Here is a 15,047-nt window from a genome sequence, read left to right as displayed (position 1 = left end):
TATCGGAGGTAATGATAAATGATTGAATACAAACACGAACCATTTACAGATTTCTCGGTAGAAGAAAACAAGCAAGCTTACTTAGATGCCTTAAAAAAGGTAGAGTCACAGCTTGGTGCAGACTATCCATTAATTATTGGTGGCGAACGCATTACTACAGAAGATAAAATTGTATCATATAATCCTGCGAAGAAAACGGAAGTCATTGGATCGGTATCAAAGGCATCCAAGGAATTAGCGGAAAAAGCAATGCAAGAAGCAGATCAAGCATTTAAATGTTGGAAAAAAGTAAAACCTGAAATTCGCGCAGATGTATTATTTAAAGCGGCAACTATTATCCGACGACGCAAGCATGAATTTTCTGCTTGGTTAACAAAAGAAGCAGGTAAGCCTTGGAATGAAGCGGATGCAGATACTGCAGAAGCAATCGATTTCCTAGAATACTATGGTCGCCAAATGCTAGAAATGAAAGACGGTCGCAAAGTAGAAAGCCGTCCAAATGAATACAACCGTTACGACTATATTCCACTAGGTATCGGAATTGTCATTTCACCATGGAACTTCCCGTTCGCAATTATGGCTGGTACAACGGTGGCTGCTGTTGTAACAGGAAACACAGTATTATTAAAACCAGCCTCAACTACACCGGTCGTTGCGTATAAATTTATTGAAGTGCTTGAAGAAGCAGGCTTGCCAAAAGGTGTCGTAAACTTCGTACCTGGAAGCGGTGCAGAAGTTGGCGACTATTTAGTGGACCATCCGAAAACACGTTTCATTAGTTTCACAGGTTCACGAGATGTCGGCTTACGAATTAACGAGCGCGCGTCTAAATTAAGCCCAGGTCAAATGTGGATTAAACGTGTTATCGCCGAAATGGGCGGTAAAGATACAATTGTTGTCGACAAAGATGCTGATTTAGAATTAGCGGCGCAATCAATTGTGAAATCAGCATTCGGTTTCTCAGGCCAGAAATGTTCTGCATGTTCTCGCGTTGTCATAGTAAAGGATGTATATGATCAAGTCGTAAACCGTGTAGAAGAATTAACGAATGCCTTAACAATCGGTGATCCGTCAGATAATGCAAACTTTATGGCGACAGTTATCGATTCAGCTGCATTCAAGAAAATCAGTGAATATATTGAAATCGGAAAAACAGAAGGTCGTTTAGTAGCAGGTGGTACGGCAGACGATTCAGTAGGTTATTTCGTTCACCCAACAGTATTTGCTGATGTGGATCCAGAAGCAAGAATTATGAAAGAAGAAATTTTTGGTCCGGTTGTTGCAATTACAAAAGCAGAAACATTTGAAGAAGCAATTGATATCGCAAACAATACGGAATACGGTCTAACAGGTGCTGTTATTACAAATGACCGCATGCATTTAGAATATGCCCGCGAGGAATTCCATGTTGGAAACCTTTACTTTAACCGTGGCTGTACAGGTGCAATCGTTGGGTACCAACCATTTGGCGGCTTCAACATGTCAGGTACTGACTCAAAAGCAGGCGGCCCGGATTATTTAACATTGCACATGCAAGCAAAGACAACATCAGAAGCATTCTAATTAAATTGGTTAGTTAGTGGAAATTCCCTTATAATATAGTAAGAACGCCTTCACAATTGCCTCGTGAAGGCGTTTTTTGTATAGAATAATTTCTTTTATACTGATTCATAAAACTTTCTTTTTATTATAAAAAAAGGCAGAATAAGAGTAATTATCGGAAAGGTGGTTTATTAATGAAAACAGAACAGCAATATTTTGAAGAAAGTATTTCGATGAAAGATTATATGAATGAAATGTCCCAGTTAAAAGAACAGAGCTTTATGATTTATGACAGCTTTGTACTACCAGGAGATACAGATTTTATTGAGCAGTTGAAAAATGCTAACCTCCATATATTAGCGATAACGGAAGACTGGTGCGGGGATGCTATGATTAACAACCCAATCATTCGCAAAGTGGCAGAAGCCGCAAATATAGATATCCGCACAGCTTTACGTGATGCTGATACAGATTTAATTGACCGCTATTTAACAAATGGTGGACGTGCTATTCCAATGTATTTAATTTTAAATGAATCCGGGGAAGTGATTACAACTTGGGGGCCACGTGCACCACAATTGCAACAGCTTGTAATGGATATGCGTGCAACTTTGCCGGAGAAGGAAGATCCAACATTTGAAGATGCACAAAAAGACTTATACGAAAACATGCGCAAACAATATGTAGAAAACTCACAGCTTTGGAGCTATGTGTACGAAGATTTCAAAAAGAAAGTAAATACAGTTTTATAATATCTCTGTGTTAAAAGGGAGTTCTTACTATATAATTATAGTAGGAACTTTTTTCTATTTTAAACGTATTATTGAAGAGATAAGCGAATAACTATGGTTGCTTTTGTAAAACATTGAGAAGTATACTTTGAACAGAATGAAAATTAAACTAATCAGGATGAGATCAAAATGAGAAGAGCAAGAATTATATATAACCCAACTTCTGGTAGAGAGGCATTTAAAAAGCACCTCCCAGAAGTATTAGAAAAATTAGAGATAGCGGGCTACGAAACTTCCTGTCATGCGACAACTTGTGAAGGGGATGCCAGAGAAGCTGCATTAGAGGCAGTACGCCGTGAATTTGACGTAGTGATTGCAGTGGGTGGAGATGGAACTTTAAATGAGGTAGTGGCAGGTATTAGCCAATGCGAAAAACGTCCAAAGCTTGGATTAATACCAATGGGGACGACCAATGACTTTGCACGTGCGGTCCATATACCGCGAAATGTAGAAGATGCGCTCGATATTATAATTGCCGGGGATACTATCCCAGTCGATGTCGGTATTTTAAATGAGGACCGCTATTTCATTAATATTGCGGCAGGTGGTCGTATTACCGAACTGACTTATGAAGTACCGAGTAAAATGAAGACACTGCTTGGACAAATGGCTTATTATTTAAAAGCAATTGAAATGATTCCTTCAATTAAGGCTACACATATGAGAATTGAAATGGATGAAGAAGTGTTTGAAGGAAATGCCATGATGTTCTTATGCGGACTAACGAATTCAGTTGGCGGGTTTGAGAAAATTGCCCCAGATGCATCAATCAATGATGGTCTGTTTACAGTAATGATTTTAAAGGAATGCAATATTGCAGATTTCATACGAATTGCATCGCTTGCTTTACGCGGTGAACATTTATCGGACGAGCGTCTCATTTACCGAAAAGCGAGTCGGGTTTCCGTAACTTCTGAACAGGAAGTCCACTTGAATTTAGATGGAGAGTACGGCGGAGATGCACCTGCAAAATTCCAAAACTTAAAACGTCATATTGAAGTATTTGCGCCAATAGATGATTTACGGGAAATCGATAAATAAAGAGAACTAATTTAGCCAAACTTACAAGGATGTGTAAAATACCCTTGTAAGTTTTTTTATGTTGTTTAGTTGTTATAATTACCTGTCCCTAATAAAAAATAACCCTTCTCTTAACAGCTTACACCGTTAGGAGAAGGGCTTCTATTATAGTTTAAATTTATCCATGCTGTGCTGCAACTGTGTAGCCTGTTCTGCTAACTGTTTTGATAGCTCTTCCATTTGTAAAACGACCTCTGCTTGAAGTTTAGTAGCATTTGCTACTTGTTCAACATTAGCGGTTGTTTTTTCAGCACCCTGAGAAATTTCTACCACCGATGCGGATACCTCCTCTGAGCTTGCGGAAATTTGTTGCGATGTCGCAGAAATATGTTCTACACGAGCTGACATCGAATGAATATTATTTGTAATTGAATGGAACGCCTGACCAGCACGATCAATAACGATGACACCATCATTCGCACAGTGAAGGCTATTTTCTACTGCTTCACTCATATTTTGGGTATTGAATTGAATGTTCTCAATTAAATCGGCTATACTACTAGCGGAACTTTTGGATTGCTCAGCAAGCTTTCTTACCTCATCTGCCACCACCGCAAAACCTTTACCATGCTCGCCAGCTCTTGCTGCTTCAATTGCTGCATTTAGTGCGAGTAAATTCGTCTGGTCAGCAATATTAGTAATCGCATTCGTAATTGTACTAATTTGGTCGGATTGTTCGATTAGTACATTGGAAAGCTTTGAAATGGATTGAGTAGATTCATATACTGTTTCCATTTGCTGTGTCGCTTCGTCAATAATTTTCACACCATCAGAGGCTGCCTGTGCTAAAGCGACAGAACCACTATGAAGGTCTTGAGTAGCTGAAGCAATGGAATTAATACCTTGGGAAGTTTCATCAACTGCGAGTGCACTTTCGCTTGCCCCAACTGTCATCGTTTCCGCTGTCTTAGCCGTATGTGTAATCAGCTTATTAATTTGTGCTGTTTCTGATGAAATACTATGACTATTTTTCATTAGGGCATCAGCAGAAGTACTAAGTTTATCGGAATTACGCTGAATGCTCACTAATAGCTCTTCGAAATTACGCTGTAACAATATAAAGGCTTGTGAAAGCATTCCGAGTTCATCTTTTGTTTGAATAGATTTATGAGTAACTTTTAGGTTGCCGTTTGCGATTTCCTCTATATCTTTTGTAATAACTTGAAGAGGGAATGTGATGCCGCGTTTTATATACACCATATAAATTGTAATTACTACAATTGTTATAAATATAAAAATAACTGACAAAATAGTCGAAAGAGAAATCAAATTTTGAGTACCGTCCACCATTTTATCTAATTCAGCTTCTTCAATTTGCTCGATCTTTTCTGCCTGCTCACTAATAAACGTACTAGAATATGTATAGTCTCCATTCACTATTGTAAGCGCAGTTGAAATATCACGTTGCTGTACGGCAGAAGTGACCTGTTCAAGTTGCTGTATACTAGTCTGTGACTGATTTTGTATGTTAGTAATAATAGAAGTAACTTCAGGTAATGTATTTGCACTTTGTACCTCGTCAATTAATTGACCTAATTGTGAAGTATGATCCGTCAGTAAGTCTAGATTTTTTTGGGAAGGATCGACAGTATAGGCACGGGCGTATATCCCTTGGGAAAGTAAGTGCTGCTGTATTTCATTAATACGTTGAACCTGGGCCATTTGTACGTCTACCGCTTTCGAAACTTCATTACCAATTCTATAAAATTGAATGGTAGCAAAACCAATCGATAAAATCAGCAAAGTTCCAATTATAATGAAGCCAACATTGAGTTTTTTTCGAACTGACATAATTTTGGTCTCCTTATAGTTTATATTTCTAAATCTTTCTATGTGCTAAATTATATAGGTAATAGTTGTCGATTTCTATAACAAAAGTAACAAAAAGAAATATAAGGAAAATCGTTCGAAAGTATAATGAGTGCAATTTATAAGGTGCGTGGTACAATAAAGAGATTGAATTGAGAGGAAGAATAGAATATGTCAGCACCAATTAAAAAGAATGATCGTACAACGGTTTATATAGAAGATTTAACACATGATGGCAATGGCGTCGCAAAAATTGACGGTTATCCATTATTTATCCAAGGTGCACTTCCGGGAGAAACAGCAGAAGTGCATGTTTTAAAAACTTTAAAAAACTACGGATTTGCTAAAGTAGTCAACTTACTTGAAAAATCTCCTGACCGCGTTGAAGCACCATGTGTATATTTTGATCAGTGTGGCGGTTGCCAGTTACAGCACCTTTCATACGAAGGCCAATTGAAGTGGAAGCAAAACATGGTTGCAAACGTCATGAAACGCTTAGGGAAAATTGACGCACCTGTCCATCCAGTAAAAGGAATGGATAATCCTTGGCATTACCGCAACAAATCCCAAATTCCATTCGCACAAAATGAGGCGGGCGAAATGGTGGCGGGCTTCTATAAAACGAAGTCACACTCAATCGTGGATATGGAGCGCTGTTTAATCCAAACAGGGGAAGCAGATACAGTAATGGCTGACTTAAAACGCGAATTAGAAATTATAGGTGTTCGTCCATATGATGAAAAATCCCATCAGGGAATGCTTCGTCACGTTGTCGTTCGCAAAGGACGCGCTACTGGAGAAGTAATGGTTGTACTCGTAACGAAGTCTAAAAAGTTCCCACAGGCAAGCGTGGTAATTGAAAAAATCCGTGAGCTTATATCAAACGTCACATCAATTGTTCAAAACGTAAACAGCGAAAAAACAAATGTCATTTTCGGCAATGAAACATTTACGCTTTGGGGCAAGGATACTATTGAAGATACAATTGGCAATGTCCGTTTTGAAATTTCAGCACGCTCGTTTTATCAGGTAAATCCGATACAAACAGAAGTGCTGTATAAACAGGCGTTGGACTATGCACAATTGACAGGCGATGAGCGCGTAATTGATGCTTATTGCGGAATCGGCTCAATCTCACTGTTTTTAGCACAGAAGGCAGGACATGTAATGGGTGTTGAAATTGTCGAGCAAGCAATTGAAGATGCTAAGCGAAATGCTGAATTGAATGGCTTTACGAACACATACTTTGAGGCAGGACCTGCAGAGGAAGTCATCCCTCGCTGGTATAAAGAAGGTAAAGAGGCTGATGTATTAGTAGTAGACCCACCCCGTAAAGGCTGTGATGAGGCGCTGCTGAATACGATTATCGAACAAAAACCTAAACGTGTAGTCTATGTGTCTTGTAACCCTGCAACACTTGCCCGTGATCTTCGTATTTTAGAAGATGGCGGCTATAAAACACAGGAAGTACAGCCAGTCGACATGTTCCCGCATACGACGCATTGTGAAGCAGTTGCTTGGTTGGAGTTAGTTTAATAATTTATAAAGAGCGGATTCTGTATTTGGAATTCGCTTTTTCTTATTGTTTTAAAAAACGGTAATATTATCAGACCACGCAAATTGAATAATTTATAAAGGGCATTTATAGATATTGAAAACATAACTTGTTACCGATGGGATTCTATTGCCTCGTTGCTATCACTAGTTATTTCCTTTTTTTGGTTCTAAAGATTTATTTCGTAAATAGTAAAATAGGTTGTAAAAATTGTTATTCTAATATATTATTTAGAAAATACATAAAAATCATATTATTAGGAGTTTATTAGATGACTATTGAAACAGCTCAGATGCATAAAGAAAAGGCGCATATTGTAGAACAGTTAAAGCCAGTAAGAATTGCAACAGAAGATTCAAAAATTGAACAAACACCGATTCATAATTTAGATGAAGTAAACAATCTATGCTCAGTTAATGGCCATCTTCAAAAGTGGCGTTCTGTGCTTTAAATTTAGTAAATAAAATGACTCTGGAGTTTGATTGCAGCTTCTACCAGTTTAAGGAGAGCCCAATAGCACTGATGTACTTGATCATCAGTAGGAAAGGGTTTTTAACAATGAGTATTTCAAAATAAAAAATTCTAAAAAAACAAAAGAGGGCTAGGTCCTACAATTATAGGACCTAGCCAACTACTTAAAACGACCAACACCAATGTGTTGCCACATCCCCCTATAAGAAGATGCTTAAACGCAATTTTTACATAAGTAAAGATTAAAGTGATTTTAATAATTTAATTACATCTTCAGCAACTGCGCCACCTGATGCGGGATTTTGTCCTGTAACAATACGATTATCAGTTACAGTGAATACTGACCAATCATCACCTTTTACGTAATTTGCCCCTTTACGAACAAGTTCATCTTCAGCTAAAAATGGAACGACTTTATCTAGTCCAACAGCCATTTCTTCTGTGTTAGTAAAGCCAGTTACTTTAGTATCTTTAATTAGAAGTTCACCGTCATCATTTTTAATGTTTAATAACGCTACAACTCCATGACAAACGGCAGAAACAACGCCACCGTTAGCGTAAATAGTACTTGCAATGTTTTGCAAGTTTTCATCTTCTGCGAAATCCCACATAACTCCATGACCACCTGCATAATAGATAGCAGCATAATCATTTGGGTTAATAGAGTCAGCAGGCAAAGTATTGCTTAGCTTATTTAAGAAATTAGTATTTGTGTAATACTCCCAATCTAATTCGGTCATTTGATCCGGTTGCAAACTGTGCGGGTCAAGTGGTGTATAACCGCCTTTTGGACTCACATAATCAATTTCATACCCTGCTTTTTCTATTTCAGCTGCAAAGTGAACAGCTTCTCCTAACCATAATCCTGTTGCACGTTCTAAATTGGGATACTTAGAGGTATTCGTTACTACTAATAAAATCTTTTTCATTATACAATCTCCTTTAAGTTTGATACTATCAAGCTTATAGGTTAAACCATACTTTAAGTCAAGGAGGACACCTCGTGTATACAATTCAACAAGCGAGCCTCTTAATTGAAATTCCTGCAAGTTCAATTCGATACTATGAAAAAGTAAATTTAATTCCACCAATAAAAAGAAATGAACAAGGACATCGGATTTTTGATGAACAAGCCATTGAACTTTTAAAGTTAATTAAATGTTTTCGAAGTCTAGGCATGTCAATTGAGGATATAAGAGAAAATATATCAACGCTGAATATAGAACAGGAAGAGATTAATACACAAGCAATATTAATTCAGCACAAGAAAAAACTAGAAGAGCAAATTGATATTTTAAATTCTTTTATTAATGAAATTGATCAGAAAATAATTCCTACATTATCAGATACAGATTTAAAATAACGTTAAAAGATTAAGCTGAGTGATTCTACTAGGACCTAGCCAATTACTTGAAATCATCTCTTAGAAGTTTTGTTAACAAACAGTTTCCATACATCTTCAAAACTTTTCTTTATGGTACTGGCCAGATTGGCGAGGTAATTGTACATATTAAGTAGAGTCAGAGGGGAATGGATATGCATACCGTTTAGAATGAATAAAGGCTTAGAGATATATTCTCTAAGCCTTTCATTATTGAAACGTACGGGAGGGAAGCTACATAAAATTAGAGCTTCTCCACATTATGATTTAAGCGCATAAGAAATTGCTTAAGTTGCTGTAATTCGCTGTCTGAAAAATCCTCGTAGAGATCATTCAGAAATTGATCGTTAAACATTGTACAACCTTCCAATAATGCTCGTCCTTTATCGGAAATCGTTACAAGTACTTCACGGTTGTTTTTTTCATTACGCTTGCGTTCGACATATTGCTGTTCTTCAAGCAACTTTAAATGACGAGTAATGGCCGATTGGTCGATAGCTAAGGACTCTTGTAGTACCTTTTGTGTAACACTACCCTTTTTAATTAAAGAAACTAAAATTTCATATCTAGTTAAACTAACTTCTGTTCTTTTTTCAAAAATTTGCGTTACGTGACGGTCCAATCTTTTTAAACTCATAATCATTTGCTTTTTATCATCCAAACAAACTTCCATACTAACCCTCCTCACAATGAATATTCTTCGTTTTACGCTCACAAATACTTGATTTATATAGAAGAATTTAGGTATCTAATTATATACACCAATTGCTCTTGTTTCCTCAAGTTTGGTCGTTTTGTCTGATGCCTATATGTTAGCATTTCCGTTCATTTGGATAAAGGATAAAAAAATTCAAACTTACGTAGATTACATAATTTAATGCTATTGAGATACGGGTCAGTAACAGGCCTTTTGAAAATCCCTCTAAAAACCCTTAGCTAGAAAAACGAATAATTTGTTCGAATGGTAAACGTGATGAATTACGCGCTGGTATAGCAGCCTTTCCGATCGCAATTAAAATCATCGGCAGCTCATTAGCAGGCAGTTCATATTTTTTAGCAAAGGCTGCTTTATCAAAGCCGCCCATTATTACTGTATCATAGCCCATATCCTTCGCTAAAAGTACAATTTGCATAGAAATTAGACCTGAATCTAAATGGGCAATATTACTGCGTTCAGCATCAGAAAAATTGCTATACGCCGTTTCAGAATTGGAAATCATCATATCGGCAATCTCACGTGGCATATAGCCCAACTCAACATTTAAATCGTTAATTTGCTTAGCGTTTTTATACATTTCAATATCGCCGATTACCGCAATAATTGCTGATGATGTTTCGATTTGCTCCTGATTAAAACCGGCAGAGCGTAATTCTTTCTTTTGCTCTGGATCATCAATAACTAGGAAGCGCCAAGGCTGTAAGTTACTCGATGATGGAGCGGATGTTGCCTGTTCTAAAATATGTTGAATTTTTTCGCGAGGAATTGTAACACCAGGCTCATATTTACGTACTGATTTACGTTCTTCCATTAATTTTTCTAAAGCTGTTTTTTGTTGTAACATATATTTCACCCTTTTTGTTAGAATTGGAATCGGATTCATTATAGTTGATTGGTCAATGATTGACAAGTCATGTGTTTGGTAGGTAATTTTGTGATAGTGTAATTTGCTCCGTTCTAATAGGCAAAGTGTTCAAGCACAATGCTTTATCATTCCATATGATAAAAAGAATAACGATAATTTATGAGGAGTGAAGAACATGTATAACCTTGAAAAAGAGAGTCATTATGATGAGGAGTATTTTCCAACTCATAAAGAAGAAGGACATTGCAAAGGTAACTGCCATAACGGAAAAAATAAAGGTGCTTGTGTCGAAGAAGTTCTTGAAGCAATTTTAAAAGCGCAAAGAAAAGTTGAGAAAGAACATGAGAAGAAGTGTTCTTCCTGTGATGAATCATTTGAAGAACTTTTAGAAGAGCCTAAAAAGTTTAATAAAAATACAATCCCGTTTATTTTGTATTGTGGATGTTCGCCATTTAAAGCGGAAGGGGTAGCTGCTTGTCCGGTAGGATTGAAGGATAAGAAGTTCGTATGTATTACTAGCTTTGTTTTCAAAATTAGGGAGTTAAAAGGCAATTGCGCTGAATTGGAACTTCTAACATTTAAACCAAAAAGAGACCGATGCGGAAAGATCCATAGCCCTTGTGATCAAATCAATCATCAGTATGTTGACGATCTAATGAAAACAGGGATTTGCATCACTGTTGATTTATCCTGCTTCTGTGCCATTTCAACATTGCCTGCTGTACGACTATAGAATCCTTTATGGTCTTATAATAGGTGAACTCCCCCCTCAAGTTCACCTATATTATTTATCCTCCAAAAACCTCCAGAATATCATCAACTTCCTTTAAATCTAATTCGGTTGTTTTTGGCTGTGCACTTTTCTTTGGATTGCTTACATAGGCTTTATTTAATTGATTACCCTGCAACATTTGTTTGATTTCGGCTAATTCCATTAATATATCTTTATTTGATTCCCTTTTTTTATTTGGGTGAAAATATTCAGTAAGAGCAGATAATACTAAATGAATGAGGGTCTGATTTTCGGTATGGTATTCAATTTGATTGAAGATTTCTGTTGAAACTTCCACTGTCTCACCATTTTTAACATCAATAAAATGTGATGGAACTGTTAGTGCTGTATGATTAAAGTAATCTGTATATAATTTAGCCATTTCCATCACCTCTAACTTCTCGTGGAGAGGAGGTTTTCATTTTCTTGTTCTATTTTTATTTGCTTCATTTTTGCAAGAATCATTAAGCCTTGAACATTTAATTTTTCCATATTTTCAGGGAATGTTAATTGGATTGGTCGTCCTCTATCAGCCCAGCGAACAGCAACTTCCTGGATTTGCTTCTGTGCTAGTTTGGCTGCACCCCCGACTGCAATATATCGCGTAGCTCCTTTAATCTCGCTTGAACTGCTTCTAACACGATCAAAGTATTCCAAGTACTTTATGGCCATGGATTTTAACTGTGGAATTATATATTTACTTATATCTTTTCTAACACCTGCAAAAGGCTCCACATACCATTCTGATTGTCCTGCAGCCAGTTTTTCTTCTAATTCCGCACGTGAATCAAATTTATATAATTCATTTTTACTTACCTTTTGAATAATATTATCGAGAAATTGATTGATGCCAAATGTTTCTCCTTCTACAGAAGCAACTGGTTTATTATTCTTAATTCCAACAAAATCAACAGAATCTCCACCTAGATCGCCAATAATAATCCCTTTCTGTGAATCCTTCACTAGATCATCATCTTTGATTACCAGCGTTTCTTGATCTCGTGTTAATCCAAGATAAGCACAAGCACCTTCCGCACCGATAATGACATCTTCCACATACAATTTGACTGTTAATTCTTTCGGTTCTGCAATACCTGGTACCTTATGAAAAATTACTGTATGTGTTCCGATTAAGCGTTGTCTAAATTTATCTTTCATTTCCTTATATTGAGTAGTTGGCAGTGATACGGCTAGTTGATCAATGTGATAGTGTATTTCAGTTTCGTTAGGATTTGTGCAAATAGCGTGAAATGCAGCTAGACCAAATAAGAGAATATAAGTACGATCTTCGTCCACTTTTTGATTATTAAATCCGGTTAAACTTACATCGCGTTGTTTAGTGGCTGCCTTACCAATATAGTATATTTCCCTTTTGTCGATAATGGCATGGCTTTTGAGTTCAATGATAAGATTTTCCTCAAATTTTATATCTCCTTCATCATAAGGTTTTTCATAGAACCCTTCATCATATAAAGAGATTGCATTTGGTAGCTGGTAATCCAAATAATATCCGTCATCGGATGACAAAGCTTTATACCAGCTATTCCCGCAATCAACCGCAAGAAAGTTTTTCCCGTCCATTTTCTCACTCACCTCTCTTTCAATTGTATGCAGAGCAATAGCCCATTCGTGCCTGTACTATTTAATTTCATGCTTAATATGATTTTAGGCAATAGCCCAAAGGATGGGCATTTAGCCCGCATATGATGCACTAATTGAAATTTAGGAGGGGCAAGATGTACGAAGATAAAAAAAACGATGTATGTGATTTCCCATTAAACTTAAGTGAATGTGATAATAAACCTCATAAACCCAATGTAAGTATAGGGAAAATATATACGAAAGTACCTGTTGTATTAGCTGAACTCACTCTTCAAGTAAATTTAGATGCCTGTATTAAATTTCCTACGCATGTCTTGGAAATAAAAGATGTTAAAAAACAGATTAAATTAGTACAATGCAGGTTACTTTTACCAACGAATAAATTATTCGTTAAAGGGTTTGTACGAAAAAATATTCAATACGCGAGCCCAAATTTAGAACCGGATTGTAATTTAAAATCGATTTCTTCCAGTATAAATTCGTTAACGGTGGATATTCCTTTTAGCTGTGTAACTGAAATCAAACATTATTTGAGAAAACCTGTTCAGCCTGCAGTCAACAAACGGAGTGAATTCGACTTTTTGATTTCGGATTCATTGCCAAGTGGTTTTCCGGAAAAAGATGAATTTCTATCAAGTGATTTATCTCAATTTCATCAAAACTCCACTCAATATTACAATGAATTACCATTTTGCGAGTTAGTTTCAAGTAATATTATTGAATGGGATGAGGCAATTAATCGGTCTCCCTTGCCAAAGAATGCTCCTATTGGTGAAGGGGTCTTTACTCAAGTTGAAGAAAAGATGGTCGTTGATATAACGTTAAAAGTACTTCAAAATCAGCAAATTCGGGTGTCCTCAACAACAAACGATGATTGTGATGACTATTGTTAAGCACTTACTCCAGCAATATGAATTTTTAAATTTCACTACTGTATATTTAATGGAGTAAAAGGGATTTTAGTCTTTCTAAAGGAGCATTCCTGTTAGAAAGATTTTCGGGGACTTGAAAATAAAAAAGCCCTCTTGTATGATGCTTGAGTGTCAACGGTCATTGACTCATACATCTACAGAGAGGACTCCATTCCAATGAATTTTAATACGAATGAGAAAATTAATCAAGTTTCTGAAAATACTCTAGTTATCGGCATCGACATTGCTAAACATAAACATTATGCATGTGCAATTGATGATCGAGGTCGAGTGCTCCAAAAATCATTTCCAATCGCGCAATCACGTATTGGTTTTGAAAACCTTTATGAACGCCTAATGGCGCTTAAAGCAACTTATGATAAACATGAAATTCTCGTTGGGTTCGAGCCAACGGGTCACTACTGGATGAACTTAGCTGCTTTTTTAACGAACTATGGGATTCCATTTGTGATGGTCAATCCAATGCACGTCAATCGTTCGAAGGAATTAGATGACAATCTGCAAACGAAGAATGATCAAAAGGATGCGCTAATCATTGCTCGCCTTATGAGAGACGGTCGTTTCAGCTATCCCCGACATCTTGAAGGAATCGAGTCTGAGTTACGAAATGGAACGACTTTACGTTCAAAGGTTCAAGAAGATTTAAATGCCCTACAAAATCGCATTATCCGTTGGCTGGATCGCTTTTTCCCTGAATTCACACAAGTGTTTAAAAGCTTTGGGAAAATGGCGTATGCGGTCCTTGAAATGACACCGTTGCCAACAGATATTGTAGGCAAATCACCAGAAGAATTACTATTTTTATATCGGCAGGTAGAGGGTATGAAATGCCCGCAGTTACCAAAGGCAAAGCAATTAGTCGAGGTTGCAGAAAGCTCAATCGGACTGACAGAAGGTTTAGTGATGGCCAAATTCGAAATTGCCACGCTTCTTTCACAGCACAAATTGATGCAGGTTCAGCTTGATGAATTAACAGCTCAGCTCGTAGAGTTAGCCAAACAAATGACGGATTATGAATATTTAGCATCGGTACCTGGAATCGGTGATGTTACAATTGTCGATTTATTATCAGAGGTAGGTTCCTTAACGCAATATGCACATCCACGCCAATTAATTAAACTAGCGGGACTCACATTGCGTGAAAACTCTTCTGGTCAGCAAAAGGGAAAAAAAAGGATTTCCAAACGAGGGAGAAGAAAACTTCGCGCCCTCCTCTTTCGAGTAATGATGCCTTTAATCTTGCATAATCCAGCGTTCAAACAACTACATGAATATTACACTACACGCACCATCAATCCGCTTCGAAAGAAGCAGTCCATCGTCGTGTTATGTGGGAAGTTACTGAAGATTTTACATGCCCTATGCAAAAAGAAAACAATGTTTAACGAACATCAAATGATGACCGATTTCGCTAGTCTCCAAACGGCTGCTTAATATCACTAGTAGAAGTCAAAAACAAGAGGATGACACAGAGAAGCCGGCATTATTTTCACCATCCGACCGTTGAATGAATTCAAATGAGTCCCTAA

General features: G+C 37.0%; 15 protein-coding genes. 9 read left to right on the top strand and 6 right to left on the bottom strand.

The annotated features are described in order from the left end of the window. Nucleotides 1-18 precede the first annotated feature (18 nt). From pruA to MKY13_RS17910, 3 genes are all read left to right on the top strand, one after another. Nucleotides 19-1,563 carry an L-glutamate gamma-semialdehyde dehydrogenase gene (pruA, locus tag MKY13_RS17920; RefSeq protein ID WP_191700918.1) on the top strand — a complete coding sequence of 515 codons (1,545 nt, stop codon included), beginning with the start codon at nucleotides 19-21 and terminating at the stop codon, nucleotides 1,561-1,563. A gap of 173 nt (nucleotides 1,564-1,736) precedes the next feature. Beyond that, entirely contained in the window at nucleotides 1,737-2,294 is a 558-nt protein-coding gene (locus MKY13_RS17915) for a thioredoxin family protein (RefSeq protein WP_339214261.1), read from the top strand. Between the two features lie 168 nt (nucleotides 2,295-2,462). After that, on the top strand, nucleotides 2,463-3,374 hold the full coding sequence (locus tag MKY13_RS17910) for a diacylglycerol kinase (RefSeq protein ID WP_339214259.1): 912 nt from the start codon (nucleotides 2,463-2,465) through the stop codon (nucleotides 3,372-3,374). A gap of 144 nt (nucleotides 3,375-3,518) precedes the next feature. Here MKY13_RS17910 and MKY13_RS17905 read toward each other — a convergent pair whose 3' ends face one another. Beyond that, nucleotides 3,519-5,204, bottom strand: coding sequence for a methyl-accepting chemotaxis protein (locus MKY13_RS17905; protein WP_339214257.1), 1,686 nt, complete (start codon nucleotides 5,202-5,204; stop codon nucleotides 3,519-3,521). Nucleotides 5,205-5,393: 189 nt separating this feature from the next. Here MKY13_RS17905 and rlmD point away from each other — a divergent pair, with 189 nt between their 5' ends. After that, entirely contained in the window at nucleotides 5,394-6,758 is a 1,365-nt protein-coding gene (gene rlmD / locus MKY13_RS17900; protein WP_339214255.1) for a 23S rRNA (uracil(1939)-C(5))-methyltransferase RlmD, read from the top strand. A gap of 290 nt (nucleotides 6,759-7,048) precedes the next feature. Then, nucleotides 7,049-7,228, top strand: coding sequence for a hypothetical protein (locus tag MKY13_RS17895; RefSeq protein ID WP_339214253.1), 180 nt, complete (start codon nucleotides 7,049-7,051; stop codon nucleotides 7,226-7,228). 262 nt (nucleotides 7,229-7,490) lie between these two features. On the opposite strand, the gene MKY13_RS17890 is transcribed toward MKY13_RS17895, so the two are convergent. Next, the gene (locus tag MKY13_RS17890; RefSeq protein WP_339214251.1) at nucleotides 7,491-8,177 is read right to left on the bottom strand and encodes a type 1 glutamine amidotransferase domain-containing protein; all 687 of its coding nucleotides are present in this window, start codon (nucleotides 8,175-8,177) and stop codon (nucleotides 7,491-7,493) included. Between the two features lie 74 nt (nucleotides 8,178-8,251). Between MKY13_RS17890 and MKY13_RS17885 the strand changes: the two genes are divergently transcribed. Then, nucleotides 8,252-8,611, top strand: a complete 360-nt coding sequence (locus tag MKY13_RS17885) for a MerR family transcriptional regulator (protein ID WP_339214249.1) — start codon at nucleotides 8,252-8,254, stop codon at nucleotides 8,609-8,611. Between the two features lie 262 nt (nucleotides 8,612-8,873). On the opposite strand, the gene MKY13_RS17880 is transcribed toward MKY13_RS17885, so the two are convergent. Continuing rightward, nucleotides 8,874-9,302 (bottom strand): MarR family transcriptional regulator, encoded by a 429-nt coding sequence (locus MKY13_RS17880; RefSeq protein WP_191700927.1) that lies wholly within the window; start codon nucleotides 9,300-9,302, stop codon nucleotides 8,874-8,876. Between the two features lie 259 nt (nucleotides 9,303-9,561). Beyond that, a complete protein-coding gene (locus MKY13_RS17875) occupies nucleotides 9,562-10,191 on the bottom strand; it encodes a nitroreductase family protein (protein WP_339214246.1) in 630 nt (209 codons plus the stop codon). A 196-nt stretch (nucleotides 10,192-10,387) separates the two neighbouring features. On the opposite strand from MKY13_RS17875, the gene MKY13_RS17870 reads away from it, so the two are divergent. Continuing rightward, nucleotides 10,388-10,945 (top strand): CotY/CotZ family spore coat protein, encoded by a 558-nt coding sequence (locus tag MKY13_RS17870; RefSeq protein ID WP_191700929.1) that lies wholly within the window; start codon nucleotides 10,388-10,390, stop codon nucleotides 10,943-10,945. 55 nt (nucleotides 10,946-11,000) lie between these two features. On the opposite strand, the gene MKY13_RS17865 is transcribed toward MKY13_RS17870, so the two are convergent. Together MKY13_RS17865 and MKY13_RS17860 are read right to left on the bottom strand one after the other, a co-directional pair. Continuing rightward, nucleotides 11,001-11,366 carry a dehydrogenase gene (locus MKY13_RS17865; protein ID WP_191700930.1) on the bottom strand — a complete coding sequence of 122 codons (366 nt, stop codon included), beginning with the start codon at nucleotides 11,364-11,366 and terminating at the stop codon, nucleotides 11,001-11,003. Between the two features lie 11 nt (nucleotides 11,367-11,377). After that, nucleotides 11,378-12,565 carry a ParM/StbA family protein gene (locus MKY13_RS17860; RefSeq protein WP_191701031.1) on the bottom strand — a complete coding sequence of 396 codons (1,188 nt, stop codon included), beginning with the start codon at nucleotides 12,563-12,565 and terminating at the stop codon, nucleotides 11,378-11,380. 155 nt (nucleotides 12,566-12,720) lie between these two features. Between MKY13_RS17860 and MKY13_RS17855 the strand changes: the two genes are divergently transcribed. Then, nucleotides 12,721-13,479: a CsxC family protein gene (locus MKY13_RS17855; protein ID WP_191700931.1), complete on the top strand. Its 759-nt coding sequence runs from the start codon at nucleotides 12,721-12,723 to the stop codon at nucleotides 13,477-13,479. Between the two features lie 195 nt (nucleotides 13,480-13,674). Then, a complete protein-coding gene (locus tag MKY13_RS17850) occupies nucleotides 13,675-14,952 on the top strand; it encodes an IS110 family transposase (protein WP_339212637.1) in 1,278 nt (425 codons plus the stop codon). The last annotated feature ends 95 nt before the right edge of the window (nucleotides 14,953-15,047 follow it).

Origin of the sequence: Solibacillus sp. FSL W8-0372 (genome assembly GCF_037969735.1) — a bacterium.
Taxonomy (GTDB): Bacteria; Bacillota; Bacilli; order Bacillales_A; family Planococcaceae; genus Solibacillus; species Solibacillus faecavium.
This window is presented reverse-complemented; position numbering and strand designations above follow the sequence as displayed.

Excerpts from the sequence above, each read along its gene's own strand:
- pruA (WP_191700918.1), top strand. The coding sequence starts at position 19 with ATGATTGAATACAAACACGAACCATTTACAGATTTCTCGGTAGAAGAA.
- MKY13_RS17915 (WP_339214261.1), top strand. The coding sequence starts at position 1,737 with ATGAAAACAGAACAGCAATATTTTGAAGAAAGTATTTCGATGAAAGAT.
- MKY13_RS17910 (WP_339214259.1), top strand. The coding sequence starts at position 2,463 with ATGAGAAGAGCAAGAATTATATATAACCCAACTTCTGGTAGAGAGGCA.
- MKY13_RS17905 (WP_339214257.1), bottom strand. The coding sequence starts at position 5,204 with ATGTCAGTTCGAAAAAAACTCAATGTTGGCTTCATTATAATTGGAACT.
- rlmD (WP_339214255.1), top strand. The coding sequence starts at position 5,394 with ATGTCAGCACCAATTAAAAAGAATGATCGTACAACGGTTTATATAGAA.
- MKY13_RS17895 (WP_339214253.1), top strand. The coding sequence starts at position 7,049 with ATGACTATTGAAACAGCTCAGATGCATAAAGAAAAGGCGCATATTGTA.
- MKY13_RS17890 (WP_339214251.1), bottom strand. The coding sequence starts at position 8,177 with ATGAAAAAGATTTTATTAGTAGTAACGAATACCTCTAAGTATCCCAAT.
- MKY13_RS17880 (WP_191700927.1), bottom strand. The coding sequence starts at position 9,302 with ATGGAAGTTTGTTTGGATGATAAAAAGCAAATGATTATGAGTTTAAAA.
- MKY13_RS17875 (WP_339214246.1), bottom strand. The coding sequence starts at position 10,191 with ATGTTACAACAAAAAACAGCTTTAGAAAAATTAATGGAAGAACGTAAA.
- MKY13_RS17870 (WP_191700929.1), top strand. The coding sequence starts at position 10,388 with ATGTATAACCTTGAAAAAGAGAGTCATTATGATGAGGAGTATTTTCCA.
- MKY13_RS17865 (WP_191700930.1), bottom strand. The coding sequence starts at position 11,366 with ATGGCTAAATTATATACAGATTACTTTAATCATACAGCACTAACAGTT.
- MKY13_RS17860 (WP_191701031.1), bottom strand. The coding sequence starts at position 12,565 with ATGGACGGGAAAAACTTTCTTGCGGTTGATTGCGGGAATAGCTGGTAT.
- MKY13_RS17855 (WP_191700931.1), top strand. The coding sequence starts at position 12,721 with ATGTACGAAGATAAAAAAAACGATGTATGTGATTTCCCATTAAACTTA.
- MKY13_RS17850 (WP_339212637.1), top strand. The coding sequence starts at position 13,675 with ATGAATTTTAATACGAATGAGAAAATTAATCAAGTTTCTGAAAATACT.